Genomic DNA, 25944 nt, shown 5'->3' on the forward strand with positions numbered 1-25944 from the left:
TCAAATAAAATCAATTAGTTATTGTGCTTATCCACAGGATGTGGATAGGTGTATATAACACTATTTAGAGTCAAGACCATATTATAATTTTTTTTTAAAGTTGTAGTTTTGCACGCTCACCTCAATCTCAATTGAAAAAGCTGTGTTGAATCAAAGTTGATGGTAAAAAATCTAATCTAATTGCTGCAAAATTGAAAAAAACATTGGACATAAAAGAATCGGATTCAGCACTTGCAATGCTCCCAGCGATTTTTGTAATGTGGTCTACACACCGGCAAGATAAGAGCTGCGTTAATAATTATGAATATGGCGCTTATCACAGTGATATCTAAAATTTGATCCAAAAAGGCATAGTCCAACTCTATTTGTGTTTGGGCTTGATCAGGATTTTTGTGCTTATATAAACCACTTGAAAAGTGAGCTACTGCTCTATTTTATTTAGATGGTTTTGTTAGGCTTTGGAATGATTGGCATAACTGCATAGAAATATTGCAGTTGGTGGAAAAACGAATTTGCGGCAATTCCGCATAGAAAATATGAAATTTTGCGATTTCAGTTTAAAATCTATTGGTTAATGTGTTAAGAGTAAAAGGCTAAAGATGATGGTAAATGTTGACTTGAACAATATGGAAGAAAATTTTGGGAATTCTTCTATAGACCCATCATTGGAGAATAGCATGGCTGAGGGAATGACCAATAATATGATAATTTCTGATGAAGATGGTGCAAAAGCCTTTGAACGTGTTGCGGCAAAATTAAAGGCACGAGTTGGTGCTGAAGCCTATTCTAGCTGGTTTGGCCGTTTAAAATTAGCCGAATATATGCGAAATCAGGTTCGCCTTTCTGTGCCAACTGCCTTTTTACGCTCATGGATTAACAACCATTATGCTGTTATCCTTACAGAATTATGGCGCGAAGAAAACTCTGCTATTATGCGCGTTGAAGTCATTGTACGCGGCATGAATCGCGCACCAAAACCAACAGTTAGTGCAAATATTGCAAGCGAGCCTCAACTAAGTGAGCAAGCAACACCAGTTGCCAGTCCCGCGCGCAGTGAAAAGACAAGCTCTAGCTATTCCAATGCCAGTATTTTTGGCTCTCCGCTTGATCCTCGTTATTCATTTGAAAATTTTGTTGAAGGTGCAGCCAATCGCGTAGCTCTTGCCGCTGCCCGCTCTATAGCTGAGGGAAGCCAAGGCGCATTGCGTTTTAATCCGCTTTTCATTCATGCTGGCGTTGGTCAAGGCAAAACCCATCTCTTGCAGGCAATTGCAACTGCTGCCTTAAAACACCCAACACCGCAACGGGTTGTTTATTTAACTGCTGAATATTTCATGTGGCGTTTTGCAACCGCTATTCGCGATAATGATGCTTTGTCCTTTAAAGAACAGCTACGTGATATTGATCTTCTTATCATTGATGATATGCAATTCTTGCAAGGTAAGTCTATCCAACACGAATTCTGCCATTTGTTAAATACTCTGCTTGATAGCGCCAAACAAGTAGTGGTTGCAGCTGACCGTGCACCAGCCGAGTTGGAATCGCTTGATGTGCGTGTACGTTCACGCTTGCAAGGTGGTGTATCGCTTGAAATTGGCTCGCCAGATTATGATATGCGCCTTGAAATGTTGCGTCGCCGTTTACGCACCGCTCGCCAAGAAGAACCAAGCATTCAAATTGGTGAAGATATTTTATCTTATATTGCCCAAAGCGTTTCAGGCTCTGGCCGTGACCTTGAAGGTGCTTTTAACCAGCTTTTATTCCGCCAATCTTTTGAGCCAGAATTATCCATTAATCGTATTGATGAATTATTAGGCCATTTGACTCGTAGCGGTGAACCAAAGCGCATTCGCATTGAAGAAATTCAACGTGTAGTTGCTCGCCATTATAATGTATCCAAGCAGGATTTATTATCCAATCGCCGCACCAGAACTATCGTTAAGCCGCGCCAAGTTGCAATGTATCTTGCCAAGATGATGACACCGCGCTCATTGCCAGAAATTGGCCGTCGTTTTGGTGGTCGTGATCATACCACCGTTCTTCATGCCGTGCGCAAGATCGAGGATTTGGTTGGCGGTGATCAAAAGCTGGCGCAGGAATTGGAATTGTTAAAGCGCCTCATCAATGATCAGGCAAGCTAAGCCTATTGGATTGCTTTTAAAAAGCGTTTAATCTTAAAACTTGAACGCTTTTTATTTAAGCCAAATAATATCTCATAAAAAAAGCCCAATTTGATATCGTCAAATTGGGCTTTATTTGGGATATCAGCAAAAAATCAATTATCGGTTTTATTTTTAAAAATTAGCACACGGATAATGGCGGACAAATCAGCAATTGCCTCAACAAGGATAAAACCATTCTTGTCAAAAAGATCATTTACATCTTTTTCTTGGCCCATACCAATTTCGAGGGCAATATAGCCATCATCATTTAAATGATTACGGCTTTGTTCAGCAAGTTGGCGATAAAAATCAAGACCATCAATGCCACCATCAAGGGCGCGCATTGGATCAAATTGACGTACACCAATATCAAGCTCTTCTATTTCCTTATGGGGAATATAAGGGGGGTTTGATGCAATAATATCAAATTTTCCAACAATATTTTCAAACCAATTGCTATAAAGCGGTGTAAAGCGCGGCTCTACACCATGTCGAGCGGCATTGCTTTTTGCCATATCAAGCGCATTTTGTGAAATATCAACGCCAATAGCGTCAACTTTTGGCTCTTCACAAGCAAGGGTAACCGCAATAGCACCGCTACCGGTGCCCATATCAATAATTGTGACTTTGTCCTTTTGTTGTGCAAGTGAACGCACATAGGGCAAAAGCACATCAATTAAAGTTTCGGTATCAGGGCGCGGCTCTAATGTGTCGCTATTCAGCCAAAAATCACGGCCATAAAAATTGCGCTTTCCCATGATGCGATGCACAGGTTCGCCATTAAGTCGGCGTTTGATAATGCTGTCCAATTCCATCACTAATTGATGGGTAATCACCAATTCAGGATTGCTAACGCGGTCCAAACGGCTCGTCGCAGTAAGCCAACTTACAAGCAAATCTGCATCAAGTTCAGCAGTGGCAATATCGGCGTCTTTGAAGGCTTGTTTTGCACTCAAATAACATTCTTGCAGGGTCTTACTGGTCACGCGTCACTCATCTCTGCCAATAATGCACTTTGATGATCAGAAATAAGCGCATCAATAATTTCGTCTAAATCGCCAACTATAATGCGGTCAAGCTTATAAAGCGTGAGATTAATCCGGTGATCTGTCACGCGGCCTTGCGGATAATTATAGGTGCGGATACGCTCAGAGCGATCGCCCGAACCAACTTGGCTTTTACGCGATGCTGAACGCTCGCTATCGGCCTTTTGCCGTTCCATATCATAAAGACGGGCGCGCAAAATTTGCATGGCGCGGGCGCGGTTTTGATGTTGGGATTTTTCCGCCTGCACCACCATAATACCGGTTGGAAGATGGGTGATGCGCACTGCCGAGTCGGTAGTGTTGACGTGCTGACCGCCGGCGCCTGATGCACGCATGGTGTCAATACGAATATCTTCATTGCGAATTTCAATATCAATATCTTCAGCTTCCGGCAAAACCGCAACGGTTGCTGCCGAAGTATGGATACGGCCACCCGCTTCTGTTTCAGGTACACGCTGCACGCGGTGGACGCCTGATTCAAATTTCAACTTGGAAAACACGCCCTTACCGGTAATAGTCGCGATAATTTCCTTAAATCCACCGGCATCGCCTTCACTGGTTGAAACCAATTCGACTTTCCAATTATGTTCGCTAGCATAGCGCTCATACATGCGGAAAAGATCACCGGCAAAGAGGGCAGCTTCTAAGCCACCAGTACCCGCACGAATTTCCAAAATAGCGCTGCGCTCATCGGCTGCATCTTTTGGCAAAAGTAAAATTTGGACGGATTTTTCCAAATTTTCAATTTTTTCTCTAAGTTCGGGTAACTCCGCCTCCGCAAGATCACGCATTTCTGCGTCTGTATCGCGGTCATCAAGCATGGCTTGCAAATCTTGCAATTCGCTAAGAGCGCTATTTAAACCACGAATCTGAGTGACTATCGGCTGCAAATCCGAATATTCAGAAGCAAGGCGCACATAGGTTTCAGAATCGGGATTTTGTGACATCTGCGCTTCAATCATTTCAAAGCGTTTTTCTAATTGATGCATGCGATCCAGTGGCAGTGATACCATTGCTTATTACCTGACCTTGAATAAATTTTTTTAAAATAAATAGCTTATGCAGCCTTAGCATAGCTATATATTTGAACTATTTGATCACTTTTATCCAATCTTGAAGATTTTATTAAAGCGATTATGGTTGCAATCCTGTTTTAAGCTATATACGCGCATTTATGCGCTTTACAACCAATTTATCAATGGCTTGGTATTATTTTAATGTTTTTCCATATGGTTTCGCAGCATAAAAATAGCAAAACAGAATAAAGTGAACGATCCTTTATTGGCTTTTTAATTGATTAAGGCTAAGATCAATTGAAGTTAAAAATTATTACATGGCTTTTCACCAACTGCCGGTTGACTAAATATTGGGTCGTTGACATCTTTTGGCAGTTTTTAATTTAATCTATGTTAAGTTGCTCTATCGTGACACAAATTTTAAGCAGTTTAAAAAAAAGACCGCATCAATATCCAAAACTAATGGTTTTGGCTGTGATGTTTGCGCTTGTTTTTTCGCTTAATATAATGGCGCCGCCATTCATACAGTATAAAATGAGCAATGAGATAACCAATGATATAAGTAGCGATAATGCTAGAATAGCGCTTATTGATGTTCATTGCCATGACACAAGGGACGTAGCTAATCAGTCCTCACAACTACCGCATCACTTACAAGATTGTTGTCGCTTAATGGCCGGCTGCGCCTTTTGCTTTCCCCCTATCGACCAATTTTATTCCTACAGCATAATGCCAACCAAAATTACTATGGTTTTAAGCCATGATGTTTTTATGGTGCAAAGCAATTATCTACCGCCATTACCCCCACCTAAAGTGTCTTGATTGTATTTTTTAAAGTTTAAGCCTTAGCAAAAATGGCTTTAAGGCTTTTTAATAATTAACTTTCTTACATTAGGTGTAAATTATGAATCGTAGAAAAATTCTGCAATTGCTGGGCTCTGGCGCCCTCATGGTAACTGTTGCCCATAAGGCTTTGGCACAAAGTGGACATCAAGGGCATGGCGACCATTCGGGTCATGGTGCAATGGATCACAATAAGATGGATCATAATAGCCATGGTTCCATGCCCGCCATGTCGCATGATTTAGCGGATTTAATGCCGCTTGATAAAATGCCAAGCAAGCAGCCTTTGCAGCCCTTAAAGCTTTTAAAAAATATCGCTAATAAGCAAGGCGTATTTATAGCGAATTTGGAAGCAAAGCCAATCAAAGTTAACTTGGCTGACGACAAGGAAACTGAAGTTTGGGCCTATAATGGCCAATTGCCTGGGCCGCAAATTGTAGTCTATGAGGGCGATGCGGTTGAAATCCATTTTAAAAATTCACTATCACAACCAACCACAGTACATTGGCATGGTTTACCAGTACCGCCGCAAGAAGATGGCAATCCCCATGATGCGGTAAAACCGGGAGAAAGTCGTATCTATCGCTTTACTTTGCCGCAAAATTGCGCCGGCACCTATTGGTATCATCCTCACCCCCATGGCGATGTTTCGGAGCAAGTGGCAAAAGGCCTTGCTGGTAGCTTTATTGTAAAAGCCAAAAATGATCCTTTAAATGATTTATCCGAGCAACATTGGCTTATTTCAGACTTACGCCTTGATAAAAACGGTAATATTCCTGAAAATACCATGATGGATTGGATGAATGGTCGCGAAGGGCAGTTTGTGTTGATTAATGGTCAATTACAGCCACGCATTAACGTCAAATCTGGCGAGCGTATTCGCATCTGGAATGCTTGTTCCGCCCGCTATTTGCGCCTTGCCATACCTAATTGTCAATGGATTGTGGTTGGTAGTGATGGCGGCCTTTTGGAAAAGCCACGCCCTAGCGTCAATGAATTAATGCTTAGCCCTGCCGAGCGGGTCGAGGTGATTTTACAAACAGATAAAGACCAATCGTCACAATTGGTAAGCCATTATTATGACCGCCAAAAAATGATGGTAACTGAGCCGCATGATGATGTCCTATTGGCAGATATTTCGATTGATGCAAGCGCAGTTAAATTACCAAATTTCCTGCGAGAAATTGACGATTTTGGTGCAATTACTGCAACAAAAAGCGTTGAGTTTTCGGAAGCGGAAATGGATCACGCCCATATGGATATGGGCAATGATAAGGCCAAACAAATGGCCATGCTGCAAAATATGTTCAAGGTTAATGGCAAAACCTATGATATGGATCGGATAGATTTAACCAGCAAGCAAGATGCGGTTGAAGAATGGCAAATTTTCAACAATTCTCATATGGATCATCCTTTTCATCTTCATGGCACGCAATTTTTAATTATTAAGCGTGAACTTGATGGCAAAGTAACCGATGAGCCGTTTAAAGCCTTTAAGGATAGTTTTAATTTGCGCCCTTATGAAAAAGTAACCATAAAGGTTAAGCAAACAGAAAAAGGCATCCGCATGTTCCATTGTCATATTTTAGAACATGAAACCCTTGGTATGATGGCGAATTTAAACGTGATTTAAGCTAATATTAAACCCATATTGAACTCTGTCCTGTTTTCACAACAGGACAGAATTTAGCTTACAGCCATATTTCTTCATTGATATGTATATTATGTAAAAAGTCTCGGTCATGGCTAACAATAATTAATGCGCCGTCATAGGTGTTTAGTCCGTTTTCTAAGGCTTCGATGGTTTCAATATCCAAATGATTGGTTGGCTCATCAAGTAATAGCAATTGAGGCGGCGTATCGCTACCAATGGTACAGCAAAGACCAGCCCGCAATTTTTCACCGCCACTTAAATCACCAATTATTTTTTTTGCCATAGTGTTGCGAAAACCAACCCGCGCCAAAGCCTCAAAACATTGGCGATCATTGGCCATGGGGTTAAGCCGTGCAAAATTATCAAGCAAGGTAGAATTGCCATCCAACAAAGATACAAATTGGTCAAGCATGGTAAAGCGGACAAAAATACTTGCTTTGCCGTTTTTTATCGGCAAAATACCACTCAATAATTTTAATAAAGTCGTTTTACCGCTACCATTTTTACCATGAAGCGCAAGGCGTTTTGGTCCGTAAAGCTCGAGATTGAAATTTTGAATAATATCATTATAGCCACCTGTTAATTCATTTGCCGATAAAACCAGCTTTTGTGGCGCTAGCTTGGTCGGTAATAGCCTAAAAGCAATCGGCAATTTTTTGATCAACGCAGATTTTGCAACCGTCATTATATCTTGCGCTTTACTCAATAAGGCTTGGTTCTGTTGAATAGTTTTGCCGCGGGATTTTTCAGCTTTATTCTTTGCCTTATCCAATGACATTTTTGGAATATTAGCAGTTTTGTTCTTGCGTTTTCCGTTTTGGTCGCGCTTATTTTGCCGCTCAATAAGCTTTATGCCTTTATTTTTAACATTTTTTAAATCAACCTCTGCCTGATGAACATCGGTTTCAATTTTGGCTAACCTTTGCATTCTATCGTGATAATAAACACTATAATTACCGCTCACTTGATAAAGACCCGTTGACGATAATTCATTGATTGTGTCCATGTGTTCGAGCAATTGCCGATCATGACTGGCAATGACAATAATGCTTTTTTGTACAATCAAAGGATTTTGGGTTAATTGTTGAATTAAGAAATCTCGTGCTTCAATATCAAGATTATTACTTGGTTCATCCAGCAAAATAAGCGGATAGGCGGCACAAAAAAGTCCAATAAGGCTAGCGCGTATGATCTCACCGCCACTTAAATCACTAGCCAATGTATCAAAATTACGGTTGTTAATCGTGCTTTTTTGCAAAAGATCGTGAAAATCTTCCAATGCAGTCCAGTTAATCTTATCGCTATCAAAAGATAAAAGCTCGCCGTTTTTAATTTTTTCAAGCATACGCAAATCATCACCAAGGCCAAATAGATCTGCAAGAGTAGTATTGGTGCTATCTTTAATGTTTTGGTTAAGATAACCAATCGGATTTGGTGTTTGAAGCGCACCACTTGTTGGCTGTTTTTTGCCGGCAATTATGTCAAGAAGGCTGGATTTACCAACCCCATTTTTTCCAATCAAGCCATGTAAACCAACAGGCAATGCTGCATTGACATTGGAAAACAGCCAATCACCATCAGGTAATTGATAGCTAAGTGAGGTTAAGTCGAGTATGGGAGAATAAGCCATGGAAAACCACCTTTTCATAAAATAAAACAAATAATTTTATGAGTGGATTGCGCACGACACTTATTCCTTTATTGCAATAGGACTATTTTGCACCAAAATTTTAACATGAAAATCCTAGGCTTACCATAGATTTGGCATAACTATATTTAAAATAGCGCTATTTTTCAATAAAATTACCATTAATGTCATATTTATTTCATTGCATCTTTTAAAGAAGCAAGGCAATTTGCATGGCAATTGCGCTTTTATTATTTAAATCTTTTTGGCATTTGAATATAAACGCAGGAATTATAAGCATACGGGGCAATGATGGTTGATCTTAAACAAACAACTTTATTAATTCGGCAACGCATAAAGTTGGCGACAGAAGGCATGATTGGTCGCGAGCAATTGGCCGAATTAATGATTTTAGGCGCGATTGCCGGCGAACATTTATTGGTGATTGGTCCGCCCGGCACCGGCAAAAGTGCTGTGGTGCGTCGTGTGGCTAATTGCTTTGGCGGACGCTATTTTGAATATTTGCTTGGCCGTTTTACTGAACCATCGGAATTGTTTGGGCCGGTTGACCTGCGAAAACTAAAAGAAGGCAAGGTTGAAACTGATATTTCTGGCATGTTGCCTGAAGCTGATATTGCCTTTCTTGATGAGGTTTTTCTTGGCTCTACCGCAATTTTAAATACTTTGCTTGGTATTTTAAATGAAAGGCGTTTTCGCCGCGGTCATACCGAACTTATCTGCCCTTTAAAAATATGTGTTGGTGCGTCCAATTCCTTGCCTGACGATCCTGCCCTTGCCGCCTTTGCCGATCGCTTTTTAATGCATCTTTTCGTTGACCGCATTGCCGATCATCAATTGGAAGATATGTTAAAAGGTGGTTGGCAAGCACAAAGCCAAAATGCAGCTTTTGAAAAGGCTGGTGACCTTATTGCAACATTAAACGCACAATTGCCAAATGTTGATATGGCAAATATGCGGCCAATTTTGGCTGATGCAATACGTAAACTGCGCCATGGTGGAATAAATCTATCAGATCGGCGTATTGTGCGTTGCCAAAATTTAATTGCCGCAGCAGTTTTATTAAATGGTCGATTTGAGGCCAGCAAAGAAGATTTATGGCCTTTGCTTTATGTGGTACCAACTGAGGCCGAGCAAAAATTTGCCCAAGATATTTTACGCCCTATTTTAGGCGATGCGGCTAATTTTTCTTTGCATGGCGCAGTCGAAGCGGTGGCAGAGCAACCGGCAAGCCGCGTTGCGCGTCTCGCTGAAATGGCGGATCTATGCCTTAAGGCGGAAGAGAGTGATCTTAGCGCAATTGAAAATATCTTGCGTGAAATTGATGTTAATTTTGCAAGTGATGCTGTGCCGCAAGAATTGGTTGGCTTGCGTGCCCGCTTGCTAGAGCGTTTGCAGGAAAAACGCCATGGCGAAGTTTGATTGGCAATGGCAAGCGCGGCAAAATGGGCTTACTGCTAAAGGCATGGTTGTTTTTGGCCCAGCAAGTTTTGATTTGCTTGACCGTTTGGAAGCCATTGATGACAGTGCGCGGCAAGCGGCCTTACAAATTGTAGGCTTTCGCTATGGCATTGTGGTTTTAGGGCCATTGCAATATTTACCATGGTGCGAAAATGGCCATTATATTGGCCATGATCTTGAAGCGCCAGAATTATGGCTGCCTTTGCATAGCATGCCTAATGCGCCATTAGACCTTTTGCTTGCAGCCTTTAAAAAGCGTTTTCCATCGCCGTTTTTGCTATGGCCAGAGCCACGTCAAATCATTGATTTGCATCGGCAATTTCCTATTCAATCTTCAGTGCTGACATTATTGCACCAAGAGTTAGAGGAAAACGCAAAATGACAATGGCGCAACAGCAAGCATCTAACCCAAATACATTAAATAGCTTATCGGCTGAGTGGCAGCACTGGCTTAAATGGTTTTTAGCCGATTTGCAGGGTGATATCGGGCAAATATTGCATCATTTGCATCCTTTATTAACCGCGCCGCGCCCAAGTGATAATGGTGGGTTATTAACCGCGCCAGGGCTTGAAACCGTATTGCGACGCGGAAATTATGCCAATTTGCTATTATCTGAATGGATACTTGCGGATAGTTTTCCTGATGAATTTTTGCGCCGTGCCGCTCAGCATGAACATTTGTTTTTTGCGCCGCCGCCCCTTGAAGACGATGGCGGTAAGAGAGTGCTTGCCCTTTTTGATGTCGGCATTATGCAGCTTGGCTTGCCGCGTGTCGCCCATATAGCCTTGTTAATGCTTTTATCGCGCCGTGCGCAATTGCTAAAAAGCGAATTTTATTGGGGCATCGTGCAAAATGAACCGCAATGGCATGAATTTTCCAATGTCAACCATTTGCGGCAAATGCTCGATGACCGACACATTGCTTTAATAACAGCTGAAAAACTTGATAAATGGCGCAATTTTATTGGGCAAGGCGACAAAGGCGATGAGTGCTGGTTTATCAGCAGCCAAAAATTTCATGATCAAGGTAAAAGCCTTTTTGCAAGCCACAGATTAAGCATTGACGAAACGTTTAAAGGTACATCGCTTGAGGTTGTTTTGCACCAAAATGGCTGCTCAGCAATTGAAATTGCGCTACCTTTACCCGATGAAAAGCAATGTAAGCGCTTATTATCGGCTAAATTTGTCAAAAAAGAAACGCAAGCAAAGAAGCAAACTAACAGCTTGCTTGCTAAAGCTTCGCTTTTGTCGTCCCTAATCATTTCACCTAATGGTAAAAAAGTCATGCTGCGCATGCGCGGCGACAATGATGACCAGTTTATTGAAGTTGATATAAGCCGAATTCAGCCTAAAATACGTAAGTTGTCTTTACCACAAAGCGCACATATTGTAGCAGCTGGTTATATGATAAATGGTCATATCAGCTTGCTATTAAAAGTTGATCAAGATTATCAATTATGGGCTAAAGGCCATAAGCTTTTAAGGGGAAATATTCAAACCAATATTTCCGATTCACCTGCAAGAACAACACAAAAAATTGAACCGCTCATTGTCATGACTGATCAAAATGACTCTGGCTGGACTGCGCGGTTGTCAGGCGGTTTGACACAAAACCTTTATATAACCGATGCGACAATCAAGCCTTTGAAAGAAAATTTAGCGTTTCTCGATATTTATGCTGTGCAATATTATTCCTATAAGCATTTTTTAATTTTAAGAAATATAAAAGAAAATTTTCGCTTAGATATGATCAGTATCAAAGATAACGCGGTTAAACAATTTTTTGATCTTGGGCCATCATTTCAAACTTCCAAGACATTTATAAAAATAGGCTATATTGACAATCCAGCTTATAAGGGATCGCAAAAATTTGTATCTGGTATGCTTGCCAAAAATAATGATGAAAGCCGCTTAAACTGGTTAAGCCGGACTAAAATTGGTGGTGAGCAGCTTGTTGAAACTCTATTCACCTTGGCCGAGGGCTGTAAGGTCATTGGCACGTGGTTTGATGACGCTTTAAATGTTTTGGTACCAGTTATCTGGGACCATAAGAAAACCATTGGCGCATGGCGTGGTGATCGTTTTGAAAACTGGTATAGCGATGCGGTAAAGCTAGCTAACGCTGAAATGTGTATCTATTCGGGTACTATTGTTATGCAAAATGTTGATCATGATATCATCTTTTTTGATGTCAATAGTCGGCAAATTATGGCGCATACGGGGCATGCAAACGGGGTAGGCAAACGGGGATAAAAATGGATAAAACAAATTTTTCACCGGTGCGCCAACCTTTAGCGCAAGGAAGACGCGATGTAGCTGGTTTGTGGTTACCCCATGAATGGTATAGCGAAAGTGAGCGCCAACGGATTATCTGGCATTACTGGCAAAAAGGCGCGCAAATTTTGCGCTTTTCAAGTAGTAGCGAATCCTATTTCAATGCAAGTGGTGATTTATTGCGATTTCCTGTTGCATGCTCGATGCTTTGTAGTGATTTACCGGGGCTACCCTTGATTGCTTATGGTGCAATGCTTGCCACTGCTGATCTTGATAAAAACGAGCAAAAAAAAATACCCACTTGTGATTGTTGGATCATTGCTGGCAATGAGACCAATGCTTTAAAATTCAGTCAAGGCGCATATATTGACCCGTCAAATTGGGCAAATATTGCTAACTATACGTGGCATGAAAGTTTTGATCTCACGCCGCCAGTGATAGAGATTGAGGAAATTGCTCCAAAGCCTAGCGGTGATACTCGTGCAATATTGGGTGATAATATTCCGCAGCCAAGTGAAAGCCAAAAAAGAATATTACAAGACTTAAAGAAAAAGGCAGCAGCAAAGAGTAATGATAGTGGCGGCTCCGTTTATGGCAGTCGAAGAGAAAAAAGCCAAACCAACAGCTCTAATAACATCGTTAAATGGGTTTTTCGCCTAGCATTTTTAGGTTTCATTGCTCAAGCACTTTTTTGGATCTATGCAAGCCGTTCAATTCCATTAAAATCAACGCCGCAAAATAATCCAGTCGCTCAACCAATTATCGAGTATAGTAGCAGCCCTTCAATTTTTTATTGGTTGGTTGTTTTTGGGTTGGTGGCACTTTTTATATTTTTATTACGCAAATTTTTAATATCCAATATTTTTAATAAGATAACGGCTACAAGTGTTGAGCAATATACAAAATATCAAGACAGCTTAGCAACGCGGCAAAGTTACCGTCAAACTACGCGGGCGCAAGGTCCTAGCGTGCAATCAACTCATCAAGACGTTGAGCAAGATGGCGTTAATGATGCGATAAGAGCAGAAAGTGCAGAAAGTGCAGTTGTCGAAAACCTAAACCAAGAAATGGCGTCAAATAAGCCACAAACTCAAAACAGTTCCACGCCAACGACCGAAGGCAAAAACAATAAAAATCACTCAAAAAATAATAAAAATGGGCTTAAAGAGCGAGATGAAGATGAGATTATGCGCCCACCATTATGGCGTTTATTGGTGGCGCGGTTGGCAATTGTTAGCAAGTTAAACCACTTGTTTGCTATGCGGCAGGCACGATATTTAAATTCTATGCTGCGCATGTTTGAACAAGGCGATATAGAAAATGCTTTGCGCCATGCTATACCGTTTTCATCAGGTCAAAGCGATGGTGGCCCAATGTTTGGCGTACCACGACCGCGAGATAATTTGCAATTAGGCGCAAAGCAGGTTGGTGGTCCATCTATCAATATTGACGAAGACGCAAGAAAGATGCTTGCCGGCTATTATTGGCGCGCTTTTACAACCCTTGATCAGCAGGGCCGCATTGAAGAAGCCGCTTTTGTTTTAGCTGAATTGCTAAATGAGCGCGTGGAAGCGTTGGATTACCTTGAAAAAAATGGCCGCAGTGATAAAGCCGGCGAACTTGCGCTTGCTTGGGATATGTCGAGTGACATTATTGTGCGACTATATTGCCTTTCTGGGCAATGGGATTGGGCTATTGCTGTTGCGCGCCGCGACCATGCTTTTGCTGCGGCGGTTTTGCGCCTTGAAAATGAGGAATCTGCGGCGAGCTTTCGATTGCGCGAAGAATGGGCGTTGTTTGAAGCTGAAAATGGCAATTTGATGAGTGCCATACAAATTATCTGGCCGCTTAAAAACCAGCGTGATCTTGCATTGCAATGGCTTTTACTAGCTGAAAAATCAGATGGTGAACTTGGTGCTGCCGCGCTTGTTAAACGGGCAATTTTACTATCAGACACGGTTGAGGATTATCGCACTAAAATAAACCAAATTATTGAAAATAAAAATCCCAAAGTTTTTGAGGCACTCATTAGCGAAATTGATAAGGCATTTTTAAATGGTGACAGTAGTGAAGGACTTATTTTTTTAACCCGCTTCATTACAAGGCCAGCCTTATTACGGCATCATCAAAACGCATTTTATCTTAATAAACAAAAGTTTTTGCGGCTTTTACATGCCAGCCAACAATCTGCTTTTGACGCTGATTTGCCAAAAAACGGTTGGGGGCAAGATGATTTGGATGCATTTAGCGCCAGTAATATTTGTGATTTTCAAGCACCAACCAATGGCAGACCGCTTGATATTCATGATATAGTCTATGTCAGTGAAGGACGATTTATTGCCGCCCTTGGTGATGGCGGCGTGGTGCTTCTTGATGATTTAGGCCATCAATTGGCTTTTTATGATGTGCCTGCTTCGCAACTGGTGGTGTCGGCTTCTGGTAATATTGTGCTTTTATTAATGCAGCGCGATAATTTATATCGTATCACACGGCTTAATCTTAATGATAATAGTTTAACGCCGCTCAAAAATTTGGCTTTGCAAGCAATGACGCGCGATTTTGACGGTGTTTCGTGGTCAGTTGCGCTAACGGATAGTTTTATTCATGTGCTTGATACAGCCCGAGGCTTAAAATCGCTTTGGAAAAGCGGAGAATTATCGGGGACAGTATTTAAGATCCGTTATCGCCATCGCTTTGCTGAAGGTGTGCCAACAACTGCAAAAGGCGAGCAATGGCTTATTGGTTATGGAAACTCACAGAAAAAGTCATTCTCACTTGAAAATTGGTATTATTCGCTACCAAGTAGAACTTTACGCTCGCGTGATTTTATTCCAGACGAGGAGGGTGGGGTAACTCGTATGTTCTTGCCCGAAGATTATATGGCCTATCGCTATGGTATTCAGCAAAATGATGAAGGCAATACTGAGCTTTATTATTGTGATGTTTTTGAGCGCGCTGATAAAACGCAATTTGTTTCAATTAATGACCGTTATTTAGGAGAAAATAGTTCCGTTGCTATGTTTGGTTTTAATAATGCGTTTATTGTCAACTATAATGAATCTATCTATGCAATTTCGCATGAAAATGATGTCATTGCCTCTCTCGCATGGGGTAATAGTCGCTATCGTTTGGCAGAACAGCAAAACCATTTAATTGTTTATGATGATCGCGGCCGCATTTTTCATTTTGACATGGTAAACCATACCGGCAAAGCAATAAGCGTTCAGTAAATTTATCTTAGCATAAATACAATTTTTAAAATCGATTTGGATAAACCAAATTGGACATTGGATTAGTGCGTAAAATTATAAACGGTTTAGTATTCATGAATTTTATTCATAGCAGTATGAAGAATTTAGCCTATTCCTTTCATAGGCTTTAGCTGGTTTAATCAAAACCAATAACGAACAAGACTGCTGAAAAGCCAAATTTTATCAAAGTTTCATCCAAACAACTGGAATAAAAAGGACATTTTATGCTTAGTCAATTACAACAAATGATTGTTCCTATTGCAGCTTTTACAGCTAAGGGTGATATTGCGGCATTAAAGAGCGCCCTAGATAAAGCATTAGATGAAGGGGTTACCATTAATGAAGTAAAGGAAGTTATCATTCAAACCTATGCTTATGCTGGTTTTCCGCGTAGTTTAAATGGCTTAAACGCATTGCGAGATGTTTTAGACAGTCGCAAAACTGCGGGCAAAAATGATGAGCTTGGCCGCGATATTTCCCCCATTGCTACCAATCAATCCATGCTTGAAATTGGTACAAAAATCCAAACTAAGGTGATTGGTCAGCCGGTTAGGGGCGGGGTTTATGATTTTGCCCCTGCCATTGATCAATTTTTGAAAAGCCATCTATTTGGTGATATTTTTGCCCGTGATATTTTGGATTATCCAACCCGTGAAGTTGTAACCATTGCAATTTTGGCAACTATCCCTGGGCTTGAAGCGCAATTGCAAGGCCATTATAATATTGGCATGAATACGGGATTAAGCAAAGAGCAATTGCAACAAATTGTAAATATCCTAAATGCAAATCTTGGCAGTGATGTTGGTAAACGCGCCCAAACAGTGCTTGACCAAATAATCTAAAAGTGAGCGGTCATTTTTAATGACTTTGCCAATAAAAGCCCTGCATAGAAAACTATGCAGGGTTTTTTATAAGATTTTTAGAATGAATATTACGGTTCGATTGTATAGGCAAGAATGGAATCACCCATTGGGCTACCCATTGAACCATGACCACCAGCAGCAACCAAAATATATTGCTTACCATCAGCGCCGCGATAGCTCATTGGTGTTGATTGACCACCGGCGGGCAGACGTGTTTCCCATAGTAATTTGCCGGTTTTTAATTCATAGGCTCTAAAGCCACTATCAGCAGTACCTGCCATAAAGACAATACCACCAGCAGTAATTAACGGGCCGCCAAGGCTGATTGTGCCCATTTCAAGTGGAATTGGGAAGCGCTGGCCAGCAAATTCTTGCCCCTCTACGCTGCCATTTCTTTGCTGCCATGCTGTTTTACCACTTGCAAGATCAACACCAACACGCAATCCCCAAGGTGGTGATTGGCATGGAATACCAAGTGGGGATAAAAATGCACTGAGTTTTACCGCAAAAGGTCCACCAAGATTTTCGCCCGATGGCTTAGGACCGGTTGATACCATTCGCTCATCGGCATTTTGTGGGAAGTCTGGACGTGGATAAACGCTAAAGCGGAATGCCATATTGACTGGCGTACCGAAAAGATATTGGTTTTCCGGATCAACCGCAACACTACCCCAGTTGAAAATGCCAGTATTGCCAGGATAGACGATAGAGCCTTCAAGGCTTGGCGGTGTAAATGGATTGCGGTCATAACGGCTCTTACGATAGGTCATCCGACAAAGCATTTGGTCAATAGGCGTGATACCCCACATGTCCTTTTCTTCAAGAACAGGCGGAATAAAATTGAGTGCGGATATTGGCTGCGTTCCAGCTGGAGTTTCTTGCTTAATATCAGATTTATCGGAAACCTTTTCCTCATGGACAGGGTAAATTGGCGTGCCATCACGGCGATCAAGCACCCAAAGATTGCCACCCTTGGTTGGCACGATAATAGCCGGTGCATTTTTGCCCTGATAATCTAAATCAAGCAGCAAGGGCTGTGAGGGCAAGTCTCTATCCCATAGGTCATGATTGATGCTTTTGAAGCTCCAGCGTAACTCACCGGTTTTAACATCAAGCGCAACAAGGGCTGCAGTAAATTTTTCAACTTCAGCTGAGCGTTTTGCACCAAACTGGTCTGGTGACTTATTGCCAAGTGGCACATAAACCAAGCCTAATTCATCATCGGCCGCCATAACGGTCCAAGCATTAGGAGAGCCGGGTTCATAAGTGGCATCGCCTTCAAGCGGCTTGGTTTCATTGGGTTTTTGCGCATCCCATTTCCAAACCAATTGGCCATTATGCACATCATAAGCGCGGATGACGCCAGATGGATTATCAATATAATAATTATCGGCAATTGCACCGCCAATAATCGCTAAATCATGCGAGATAACCGCAGGGGACGTCATCATAAAAGTGTCGGGATTTTGATTAGGTTGATGTTCCATCAAATTAACAAAACCTTGATCGCCAAAATCGCTACAGATTTCGCCATTATCGGCATTAACTGCAAACATACGGGCATCACCCGTGGTGGCAATAATGCGGCGTGGACAATGATTGCCTTCAACCAATTGCTTATCTTCATGATACGATACGCCACGGCAGGTCTGGTGTTCATAAATGACACTACCTTTAACCCGTGGATCATAACGCCACTTAAGTTTACCAGTTACTGGATCAAGGGCTTCAACAATATTATGCGGTGTGCAGCTATAAATCGTATTATTGACTTTTAAGGGATTAACCTCAAACGTATATTCGCTAGAATCATCTTTGCCTTGAAAATCGCCGGTGTGGTGTTCCCAAGCCAATTTTAACTTACCAACATTGCTGGTATTAATGTCTTTTAAGGTTGAATAGCGTTGGCCAAGATTGCTACCACCATAGGCTATCCAATCATCTCCAGCCATGCGGCTTGGATCAATAGTGCTGGCAATTTTTTCATTTTGTGGCAATTCGCCGTCAAAAGTGGCAGGGTCAATAAACCAAGACACAACAGCCAATAGAATAATCACCAAAAGCGAACCACCCAAAAGCCTTGATGCGGGTTTAGTATTTTGGTGATTGTTTCTTATTGGCCGTGATACTAAAGGCAGGCATAATAAAAGTCCAAACAGCACAAGAATAACGCCGCGCGGGATCCATTGCCATTTATCAAAACCAACCTCATAAAGCGTCCAGATAAAAGTTAAAATAAGAGTAAATGTATAGACCCAAAGACCACTTGCTTTTTTGCGCAAAAGCAAGAAGCCGCTCATAAGAAGGCCAAGCCCCATAATGATATAAAAAGGTGAACCACCAACCAGAGCTAGCTGAACGCCTAAAGCGGCGACAGCCAAACCAAATAGCAGGATCACAAAACTAATGATAATAAGTAGCACGCTATTCTCCCAAAACTGAAGTTTAGGTAAAAGTAGATATGGAAGAGATGCCTTATGTCAATAAGAACTTGAAAATTAACATATTTTTATGCTGTCTTTTAAAATTATTGTAATTTAAATATAGGCTAATTATCGGCGTTTTCGCTAAAAAATACTATAAATCAATAGAGATAATATTTTTGTGATAGGTTTGGTTTTTCTCAGTTAATATAAAGAATGTTCATTTTATGATTATATTTATTGTTAAAATATTTGATTTAATATCAATACATCAATAGCAAGTTCGTCGGGAACGCTAATTTTAATGCAAACAATTTTTGGGAAAATTTATTTGTTGTGTAGAAAGTCGTAAATCGGAATTCTAGCAAAATTGTATAAATTGATATTTCATCGGCAACGAAAATGAAGTAATATGATTTACACCTGCCATAATGACTTTGCCAAAAAGGATTAAAAGATATGACAATTGATGAACAAGACGAATTGCCTGATGAAATCTTTGATCAAATAGCTGACTTGTCGGAAGATGGTGAAGATCTTTTTGAAAATGGTGATTTTGAAGAAGCCATTGCAAAATGGACTGACGCTTTAGCTTTGCTTCCAGAACCTAAAGGCAAATGGGACGCCGCTTTGTGGCTTTATACAGCTCTTGGCGATGGTTATCGCAATGTTGGAGATTTTGACAAGGCATTGGTGGCGTTTAATGCAGCTTATGAAAGCGTAGATGGGTCAACCAATCCCTATGTGCTTTACTCAATTGGTGCAACTCTTTACGATCTTGATCGTAAGGATGAAGCGGTTGTGCCATTGTTAAAGGCCTATGAAATGGAAGGCGATGAAATTTTTGAAGAAGAAGGTGAAGTTTATCTAACCTTTCTTGACGAAAAAGGCCTACTTGACGACGCTGAATAAACTAATTTAGCTTAATCATGTCCTGATTTTTTTGCCGTTGTGTGGAAAATCAGGATATGGGTGTTTGAGACGAATTTGCCTTTGGATATTGGTAAGGTTGTCATCTTGCCGTTAAATTATTACTGCCGCAAAGCCTTTAAAAAGCCAGTAACAGATTTTCCATATTATAACTTGATTGCGAATCATAATATTGATCAAATAGGCACTCCTAATAGGTGTGTGTAAGTGCCTCATGCCTTTGCCAAGTTGTGCGCACTCACCTTTTGAACCTTTCAATCTACAGCGTGTAATATCCAATTTTCAAAAGCGGCTATGCGCGGTTAGATTTTCAAAAACGCCATAATTTGGTATTTTGCCGCTAATTAATCTCTGAAAGTTTGATGATAGTTTCCCACATTTTATGGGCAATTATAAAACTATTTGCTGATGCTCTTTACATTTGATCAAATTAATAGCATAATTGATCAAATATATAAATATGACCGATAGAAAAGACGATTAATAATATCGCAGCTATTGGATCATGTCATGGGAGGTATAGCAATGGACAATAATGAGTTTTTTTGGGCTGCCCAAAATTTCAAGGGTAACAAGTTCAATTTTCGTTTGAAAAGAACACATTCTTTTTTTGCTTTGATTAATAGTTTCCAAAAAATGTGTAAGATTATCTTTAGTACTACTACAAATTTGCACAAGCGGTTTTTGGGGCAGCTAAAATTGCAAAAGGTTTTAGTCCTTTCTCCAATAAACTCAACCATATTGATTCCTTTGACCAAATGTCGCGCTGGTGAGGATTAGCGCAGCTTAGGCATTGTAGAATCGTTTTCCTTTTAAAATTATCTCTTTAGTTCTGGTGTATTATGATTGATGAAGCTCAAGCAAAGAAATTTATAGAAGAAAATCCTGATTTGCGCGTATTGGAGGCCTTCGTTATTGACGTTAATGGCGTACCGCGCGGCAAGTGGATTCCGCGTGAACGCGCATTGGATGTTTTGGTAAACGGCATGGCTATGCCGCGCTCGGTTTATGCACTCGATGTTTGGGGACGTGACGTTAATGATGCAGGTCTTGCAACAGGTACTGGTGACCCTGATGGCATGTGCTTTCCCTCACCCGATTCTTTGTCGCGCGTCACATGGTTGGAGCGCCCAACCGCACAGGTAATTTTGGGCATGCAAAACCGTGATGGTACTGGCTTTTATGCCGATCCTCGTCAGGTTTTGATTAATGTCTTGGAGCGTTTCAAGAAATTGAAACTAACTCCTGTGGTTGCAACCGAGCTTGAATTTTATCTTATCGATCCTGTTCGCTCGGCATTGGATCCAGTGCGTCCACCAAATACCCGTGATGGCCGTTGGCATACGGGGCAAACACAAGTACTTTCTATTGCTGAATTACAAGAATATGAGCATGTTTTTGATGATATTTCAGAAGCTTGCCGGGCACAAAAAGTGCTTGCTGATACGACTTTGCGTGAAAATGGCCCTGGTCAATATGAAATCAACCTTAATCACGTGCCTGATGCGTTAAAGGCTGCCGATTTTGCCGTGCTGCTAAAACGTATTGTTAAGGGTGTTGCGCGCAAGCATGATCTTGATGCCACCTTTATGGCAAAACCATATGGTACGCAGGCTGGCAATGGTATGCATGTGCATTTTTCATTACTTGATGAAAATGGCAAAAATGTTTTTGCTGGTGATACAGGCCCATCGGAAGTGCTGTTGCATGCTGTTGGTGGTCTTTTGGCAAATATGGCGGATAGTATTGCAATTTTTGCGCCGCACGCCAATTCATTCCGCCGTCTAACCCCAAGTGAGCACGCGCCAACCTATGCTTCATGGGGCTATGATAACCGCACAGCTGCGGTACGAGTTATTACTGCAAGTAAAGCGGCTACCCGTATTGAGCACCGCGTTGCTGGCGCTGATACCAATCCCTATCTCGTACTTGCGATGATTTTGTCAGCAGCGCTTGAAGGCATGACAACCCGCCGTGATCCAGGTGGTCCAATCCATGGTGATGATCATGATATCGCCCATGAACCACTACCAACCAATTGGGATTATGCCTTGCAGCTTTTTGCAAAATCAAGCTTTGCTTATGCAACCCTTGGTCCCAAATATCGTGATTTGTTTACCGGTTGTAAAAGGCAAGAAATGGCAGAATTTGCCTTGCGTGTAACCGATGTTGAATATGATGCCTATATAAGGACAGTATGATATGACAACAAACTCTAATTCCAATACCATTTCTAATCCAGGTCATGCCGCAACCTATTATGCCGCAACCGCCAATGACAAGACTGTTCATCCTGAGTTAGAAGGTGAAATCACGACCGATGTTTGTATAATCGGTGCAGGCTTTACCGGTGTTTCAGCCGCGCTTGAATTGGTTGAAAACGGTTTTTCCGTTGTCTTGCTTGAGGGGGACCGTATTGGTTATGGCGCGTCAGGGCGTAATGGTGGCCAAATTGTTAATGGTTATAGCCGTGATTTAATGGTTATCGCCAAGCGTTATGGACAAGAAAAGGCCAATGCACTTGGTGCTATGTCCCTTGAGGGCGGCGACATTATCCGCGAGCGGGTGGCAAAATATAATATTGATTGCAATCTCGTCAATGGTGGTTTTTTTGCAGCTTTTACCGATAAGCAGGTGAAAGGCATGGCAGAAAACCGCGCCAATTGGAAACAATATGGCAATGATGGTCTTGAAATGGTTTCCAAGAGCGATGTTGGCAAATATGTCAACAGTGATCGATATGTTGGTGGTATGATTGATCTTCGCGGTGGCCATATCCACCCACTTAACTTGGTGCTTGGTCAGGCAGCAGCAGTAAGCGCGCAAGGCGGCAAGATTTTTGAAAACTCACGCGTTACCAGTGTTGACACTGGAGCAAATCCAATTGTGCACACCAGTAAAGGCGTGGTTAAGGCAAAATATGTACTTGTTTGCGCTAATGCCTATATTGGAAGTCTTTTGCCTGAAATTGGTAGCCGTATGATGCCAGTATCCAGTCAGGTAATGACGACAGAGGTTTTGGATAAGGATTTGATCGATAGTCTATTGCCAGCTAATTCCTGCGTTGAAGATGCCAATTATGTTTTGGATTATTATCGCCGCACTGCTGATAATCGCCTGCTTTATGGAGGTGGTATTGGTTATGGTGGGCAAAATCCAAGTAATCTTACCGCAGTTATTCGCCCCAATATGCTTAAAACCTTTCCACAGCTTGAAAATGCAAAAATTGAATTTGCATGGAGCGGTAATTTTGCATTGACCTTAACCCGTATTCCTCATATCGGTAAATTATCCGATACGGTTTATTTTTCTCATGGTGATAGTGGTCATGGTGTAACCACCACGCATCTTTTGGGCAAAATTTTGGGTGAAGCAGTGCGCGGTCACAGTGAGCGCTTTGATGTTTGGGCGTCCCTGCCAAATTTGCCTTTCCCGGGAGGGAAATTATTGCGTGTGCCGCTTACAGCTCTTGGCGCATGGTGGTATGGTATACGCGACAAATTAGGTGTATAGAGAAGTCTTAGTTTTTGTTAAGCTATTAATTTGAGCTTTTGGGTTTATGTAAATGTCTAAAAGCTCGCATCATGATCAGGAGTGGTCAATGAAAATTGGAATTTTACAAACAGGACATGCACCTGACGCCATTATTCCCCATCATGGCGATTATAATGACTTGTTTGTCAAGCTATTACAAAGCAAGGATATTGATTTTATTGAATATCCAGTTGTTGATGGTATTTTTCCCGCTTCAATTGGCGAGGCTGATGGTTGGTTGATTACCGGTTCTAAATTTGGCGTTTATGAAGATCATGCTTGGTTGCCGCCGCTTTTTGATCTTATCCGCGAAATTTATGCAAGCGGTAGGCCTTTAGTTGGTGTTTGTTTTGGCCATCAAGCTATTGCGCAAGCCCTTGGTGGCAAGGTTGAAAAATTTCAAGGCGGTTGGTCGGTAGGGCAAATCGAATATAAGCGTGATAATGGCGAAACGCAAAATCTTGTTGCTTGGCATCAAGATCAAGTTGTCGAATTGCCAAAGGATGCGAAAGTGATTGGCTCAGCCAATGCTTGTCAATTTGCTATGCTACAATATGGCAATAAGGCTTTAAGTTTTCAGCCCCATCCCGAATTTAGTGCTAGCTTCTATGATGCTTTATATGAAGCACGCGAAGATGTTTTGCCGCAAAATGTGCGTGACACTGCCATTGAGCCAAGCGAAAAAAATCTTGCTAGAGATGCGGTTGCCGATGAAATTATAGATTTTTTTCAGCAAAATATACTATCCTAACGCAATTATTCTTTTGAAGCCGTTTTTTTAATAAAATGGCTTCAAGGTCACTATATTTACGGGCAATAAAATAACTTGCTGGTGTTTGGTTAAGATATTTTATATTTTCATATCTGGCATAATTAAAAAGGCTCAATTTTAAAATTGGGCAAGGAAAAGCAATGAAAAAAAAGCCAGGGTTAAACCTTTTGCAAGACGAAAAGCATAGTGATGAAACCATTAAGCAATGGGTTTATCGCTCACTACGCCTATCAATTATGACAGGGCACTTTCCGCCAGCTCAACCAGTGACGGTCAAGGCAATATCCGATTTGCTGGATGTGAGTGCAACGCCAATTCGTGAAGCATTGCATCGTTTGGTTGCAGAAGGCGCCTTGGAAAACCTTGATAATCGCCGTGTGCGTATTCCTGATATTGATCCTAATAAATTTGACGAGATCATTGCCGCCCGTATTGCTCTTGAGACATTGGCGGCAGAACGCGCTTTGCCATTTGTTGACTTTATGGATCTTGCTCGCCTTCGCAGTATTGATCAGGAAATCAATCACGCCTATGAAACCGGTAATATTCAGCTTGGCATTGAAAAGAATTTTGCCTTTCATCGCTATTTATATCAAAAGCGCTCAGCCGCAGTTTTATTGCCATTAATTGAATCTGTTTGGCTGCGCCTTGGGCCATTTATGCGTGAAGCCACCGAAAATTTGTCGGAAAGCTATACTGTCGATCATCATCAGGAAGCTTTGGCAGCTCTTGAGAAAAAGGATAGTCCAGCTTTAAAAGCCGCAATCATTGCTGATATTGATGACGGTGCTGGCTATCTTGGCCGCAAACGTTTTATCGAAGCTGAAGAAGTAAAAAGATCGGTTAAGTCTTAACAAGCAAATAGTCCTACCGTTATATAGCTGTTTACTTGCACGTTACTTGCACGGCGCTTCCCTCGCAACCAAAATGGTGGATAAAACCTACTTCGTTTTTTTAATAAATTTAACTATGGCAATTTGGCACAAAAATTTAAGCCTTTTGACAGACAAACTCATTACGCTTAAATTTTTAGCTCTGCTAAAATGAAAACATTGTAAATTTTAATAGACCCTTGTAAAATATCAACATTAAATTGTAAATTTTACTATCAGGGTTATAAAAATGCATAAAAATAGTTCAAATTCATTATATTCAAAATATATCCCTGATGAACTCGATCGGCGCCTTATTGGCTTATTAAGGCAAGATGGTAGAGCGCCGCTTGCTAAGCTTGCGGACATTTTAAAAGTATCTCGCGGTACAGTGCAAAATCGCCTCGATCGCATGGTCAATAATGGCACAATCAGTAATTTTACGGTTCGTGTTCGCGATGATTATGACGCAAATGCAGTTCATTCAATCATGCTCATTGAAGTTGTGGGTAAATCCACCACACAGGTTATACGCCACTTGCGCGGGATTGCCGCTATTCAAACATTGCATACTACTAACGGTAATTGGGATTTGGTTGCTAATATAACCACAGATAATCTTGCAGAGTTTGACCGTGTTTTAGGGGAAATCCGCGCGATTGATGGTGTTTTAAATAGCGAGACCAGTTTACTGCTGAGTAGTGTTAGCTAAGATACATGCAATTTTATCGGTTGATTTTGAAATATTGAGCCGACTTAACTTACCAAGATGGAATTATAACTACAAAAAATTCTTCACTTTAAGAACAGTTATAAAATATATTTTTCTTTTTAGTGTAATTATTGGGCAAAATTTCCTAAAATAAGAATTGTTTTTGGCTGCGAATATTGCAAGTTTTATGAAATTTGTATAATTAGCATTGCCGAATTTTATAAATTTTAGCGAAAATTTGTATATTTTTACAGTTTTAAATAAAAAATTATAACTGTAACTTTAATATTACGAAAAATCGAGGAGGATTGGGAGTTATTGGTCATAGATATGGCTTTATTTGATTTTGGATGTTTGTATTGATATTTCATAGTTTAAAATGAAGTGTTTTAAATATACTTCATTATAACTATTCATATTATTAGTATCCAATTAAAAATTTTATTTAAGTAAAGTAATCATGGCAGTTAGTCCCATCAAAAATTA

General features: G+C 41.0%; 17 protein-coding genes. 13 read left to right on the top strand and 4 right to left on the bottom strand.

Going from position 1 to position 25944, the window contains the following annotated elements; genetic code table 11:
* Positions 1-677: 677 nt before the first annotated feature.
* Complete coding sequence (dnaA, locus tag H3299_RS00005) at positions 678-2141, top strand: chromosomal replication initiator protein DnaA (protein ID WP_246708091.1); 1464 nt, start codon at positions 678-680, stop codon at positions 2139-2141.
* A gap of 134 nt (positions 2142-2275) precedes the next feature.
* Here dnaA and prmC read toward each other — a convergent pair whose 3' ends face one another.
* On the bottom strand, positions 2276-3148 hold the full coding sequence (prmC, locus tag H3299_RS00010; protein ID WP_182418321.1) for a peptide chain release factor N(5)-glutamine methyltransferase: 873 nt from the start codon (positions 3146-3148) through the stop codon (positions 2276-2278).
* A complete protein-coding gene (gene prfA, locus H3299_RS00015) occupies positions 3145-4221 on the bottom strand; it encodes a peptide chain release factor 1 (protein ID WP_182418322.1) in 1077 nt (358 codons plus the stop codon). Before prfA ends, prmC begins: the two co-directional genes overlap by 4 nt.
* Before the next feature lie 907 nt (positions 4222-5128).
* Here prfA and H3299_RS00020 point away from each other — a divergent pair.
* Positions 5129-6700 carry a multicopper oxidase family protein gene (locus H3299_RS00020; RefSeq protein WP_182418323.1) on the top strand — a complete coding sequence of 524 codons (1572 nt, stop codon included), beginning with the start codon at positions 5129-5131 and terminating at the stop codon, positions 6698-6700.
* A gap of 58 nt (positions 6701-6758) precedes the next feature.
* Here H3299_RS00020 and H3299_RS00025 read toward each other — a convergent pair whose 3' ends face one another.
* Positions 6759-8351 (bottom strand): ATP-binding cassette domain-containing protein, encoded by a 1593-nt coding sequence (locus H3299_RS00025; protein WP_182418324.1) that lies wholly within the window; start codon positions 8349-8351, stop codon positions 6759-6761.
* 306 nt (positions 8352-8657) lie between these two features.
* Between H3299_RS00025 and H3299_RS00030 the strand changes: the two genes are divergently transcribed.
* The 5 genes from H3299_RS00030 to H3299_RS00050 all read left to right on the top strand — a co-directional run bounded on the left by H3299_RS00030 (position 8658) and on the right by H3299_RS00050 (position 16194).
* Complete coding sequence (locus tag H3299_RS00030) at positions 8658-9788, top strand: AAA family ATPase (RefSeq protein ID WP_210276124.1); 1131 nt, start codon at positions 8658-8660, stop codon at positions 9786-9788.
* Positions 9775-10209, top strand: a complete 435-nt coding sequence (locus H3299_RS00035) for a hypothetical protein (RefSeq protein WP_182418325.1) — start codon at positions 9775-9777, stop codon at positions 10207-10209. The genes H3299_RS00030 and H3299_RS00035 overlap by 14 nt, the downstream gene beginning before the upstream one ends.
* The gene (locus H3299_RS00040; RefSeq protein WP_182418326.1) at positions 10206-12080 is read left to right on the top strand and encodes a hypothetical protein; all 1875 of its coding nucleotides are present in this window, start codon (positions 10206-10208) and stop codon (positions 12078-12080) included. Before H3299_RS00035 ends, H3299_RS00040 begins: the two co-directional genes overlap by 4 nt.
* Before the next feature lie 2 nt (positions 12081-12082).
* Positions 12083-15331, top strand: a complete 3249-nt coding sequence (locus H3299_RS00045) for a bpX6 domain-containing protein (protein ID WP_182418327.1) — start codon at positions 12083-12085, stop codon at positions 15329-15331.
* Between the two features lie 245 nt (positions 15332-15576).
* Positions 15577-16194: a carboxymuconolactone decarboxylase family protein gene (locus H3299_RS00050; protein ID WP_182418328.1), complete on the top strand. Its 618-nt coding sequence runs from the start codon at positions 15577-15579 to the stop codon at positions 16192-16194.
* 89 nt (positions 16195-16283) lie between these two features.
* Here H3299_RS00050 and H3299_RS00055 read toward each other — a convergent pair whose 3' ends face one another.
* On the bottom strand, positions 16284-18638 hold the full coding sequence (locus H3299_RS00055; protein ID WP_182418329.1) for a membrane-bound PQQ-dependent dehydrogenase, glucose/quinate/shikimate family: 2355 nt from the start codon (positions 18636-18638) through the stop codon (positions 16284-16286).
* A gap of 459 nt (positions 18639-19097) precedes the next feature.
* Here H3299_RS00055 and H3299_RS00060 point away from each other — a divergent pair, with 459 nt between their 5' ends.
* The 6 genes from H3299_RS00060 (at position 19098) to H3299_RS00085 (ending at position 25458) form a co-directional block, all read left to right on the top strand.
* Complete coding sequence (locus tag H3299_RS00060; RefSeq protein ID WP_182418330.1) at positions 19098-19550, top strand: tol-pal system YbgF family protein; 453 nt, start codon at positions 19098-19100, stop codon at positions 19548-19550.
* 860 nt (positions 19551-20410) lie between these two features.
* Complete coding sequence (locus H3299_RS00065; RefSeq protein WP_182418331.1) at positions 20411-21769, top strand: glutamine synthetase family protein; 1359 nt, start codon at positions 20411-20413, stop codon at positions 21767-21769.
* A 1-nt stretch (position 21770) separates the two neighbouring features.
* Positions 21771-23081: an FAD-binding oxidoreductase gene (locus H3299_RS00070; RefSeq protein WP_182418332.1), complete on the top strand. Its 1311-nt coding sequence runs from the start codon at positions 21771-21773 to the stop codon at positions 23079-23081.
* An 88-nt stretch (positions 23082-23169) separates the two neighbouring features.
* A complete protein-coding gene (locus tag H3299_RS00075) occupies positions 23170-23853 on the top strand; it encodes a type 1 glutamine amidotransferase (protein ID WP_182418333.1) in 684 nt (227 codons plus the stop codon).
* A gap of 161 nt (positions 23854-24014) precedes the next feature.
* Complete coding sequence (locus tag H3299_RS00080) at positions 24015-24728, top strand: GntR family transcriptional regulator (RefSeq protein WP_182418334.1); 714 nt, start codon at positions 24015-24017, stop codon at positions 24726-24728.
* A 268-nt stretch (positions 24729-24996) separates the two neighbouring features.
* Complete coding sequence (locus tag H3299_RS00085; protein ID WP_182418335.1) at positions 24997-25458, top strand: Lrp/AsnC family transcriptional regulator; 462 nt, start codon at positions 24997-24999, stop codon at positions 25456-25458.
* The last annotated feature ends 486 nt before the right edge of the window (positions 25459-25944 follow it).

Source organism: Bartonella sp. HY038 (genome assembly GCF_014117425.1).
Classification (GTDB): Bacteria; Pseudomonadota; Alphaproteobacteria; order Rhizobiales; family Rhizobiaceae; genus HY038.

Bases quoted from the DNA above. Each gene is read 5' to 3' on its own strand.
- H3299_RS00060 (WP_182418330.1), top strand. From the start codon at position 19,098: ATGACAATTGATGAACAAGACGAATTGCCTGATGAAATCTTTGATCAA.
- dnaA (WP_246708091.1), top strand. From the start codon at position 678: ATGGCTGAGGGAATGACCAATAATATGATAATTTCTGATGAAGATGGT.
- H3299_RS00050 (WP_182418328.1), top strand. From the start codon at position 15,577: ATGCTTAGTCAATTACAACAAATGATTGTTCCTATTGCAGCTTTTACA.
- H3299_RS00035 (WP_182418325.1), top strand. From the start codon at position 9,775: ATGGCGAAGTTTGATTGGCAATGGCAAGCGCGGCAAAATGGGCTTACT.
- H3299_RS00075 (WP_182418333.1), top strand. From the start codon at position 23,170: ATGAAAATTGGAATTTTACAAACAGGACATGCACCTGACGCCATTATT.
- H3299_RS00040 (WP_182418326.1), top strand. From the start codon at position 10,206: ATGACAATGGCGCAACAGCAAGCATCTAACCCAAATACATTAAATAGC.
- H3299_RS00030 (WP_210276124.1), top strand. From the start codon at position 8,658: ATGATGGTTGATCTTAAACAAACAACTTTATTAATTCGGCAACGCATA.
- H3299_RS00085 (WP_182418335.1), top strand. From the start codon at position 24,997: ATGCATAAAAATAGTTCAAATTCATTATATTCAAAATATATCCCTGAT.
- prfA (WP_182418322.1), bottom strand. From the start codon at position 4,221: ATGGTATCACTGCCACTGGATCGCATGCATCAATTAGAAAAACGCTTT.
- H3299_RS00025 (WP_182418324.1), bottom strand. From the start codon at position 8,351: ATGGCTTATTCTCCCATACTCGACTTAACCTCACTTAGCTATCAATTA.
- H3299_RS00070 (WP_182418332.1), top strand. From the start codon at position 21,771: ATGACAACAAACTCTAATTCCAATACCATTTCTAATCCAGGTCATGCC.
- H3299_RS00020 (WP_182418323.1), top strand. From the start codon at position 5,129: ATGAATCGTAGAAAAATTCTGCAATTGCTGGGCTCTGGCGCCCTCATG.
- H3299_RS00080 (WP_182418334.1), top strand. From the start codon at position 24,015: ATGAAAAAAAAGCCAGGGTTAAACCTTTTGCAAGACGAAAAGCATAGT.
- H3299_RS00045 (WP_182418327.1), top strand. From the start codon at position 12,083: ATGGATAAAACAAATTTTTCACCGGTGCGCCAACCTTTAGCGCAAGGA.
- H3299_RS00065 (WP_182418331.1), top strand. From the start codon at position 20,411: ATGATTGATGAAGCTCAAGCAAAGAAATTTATAGAAGAAAATCCTGAT.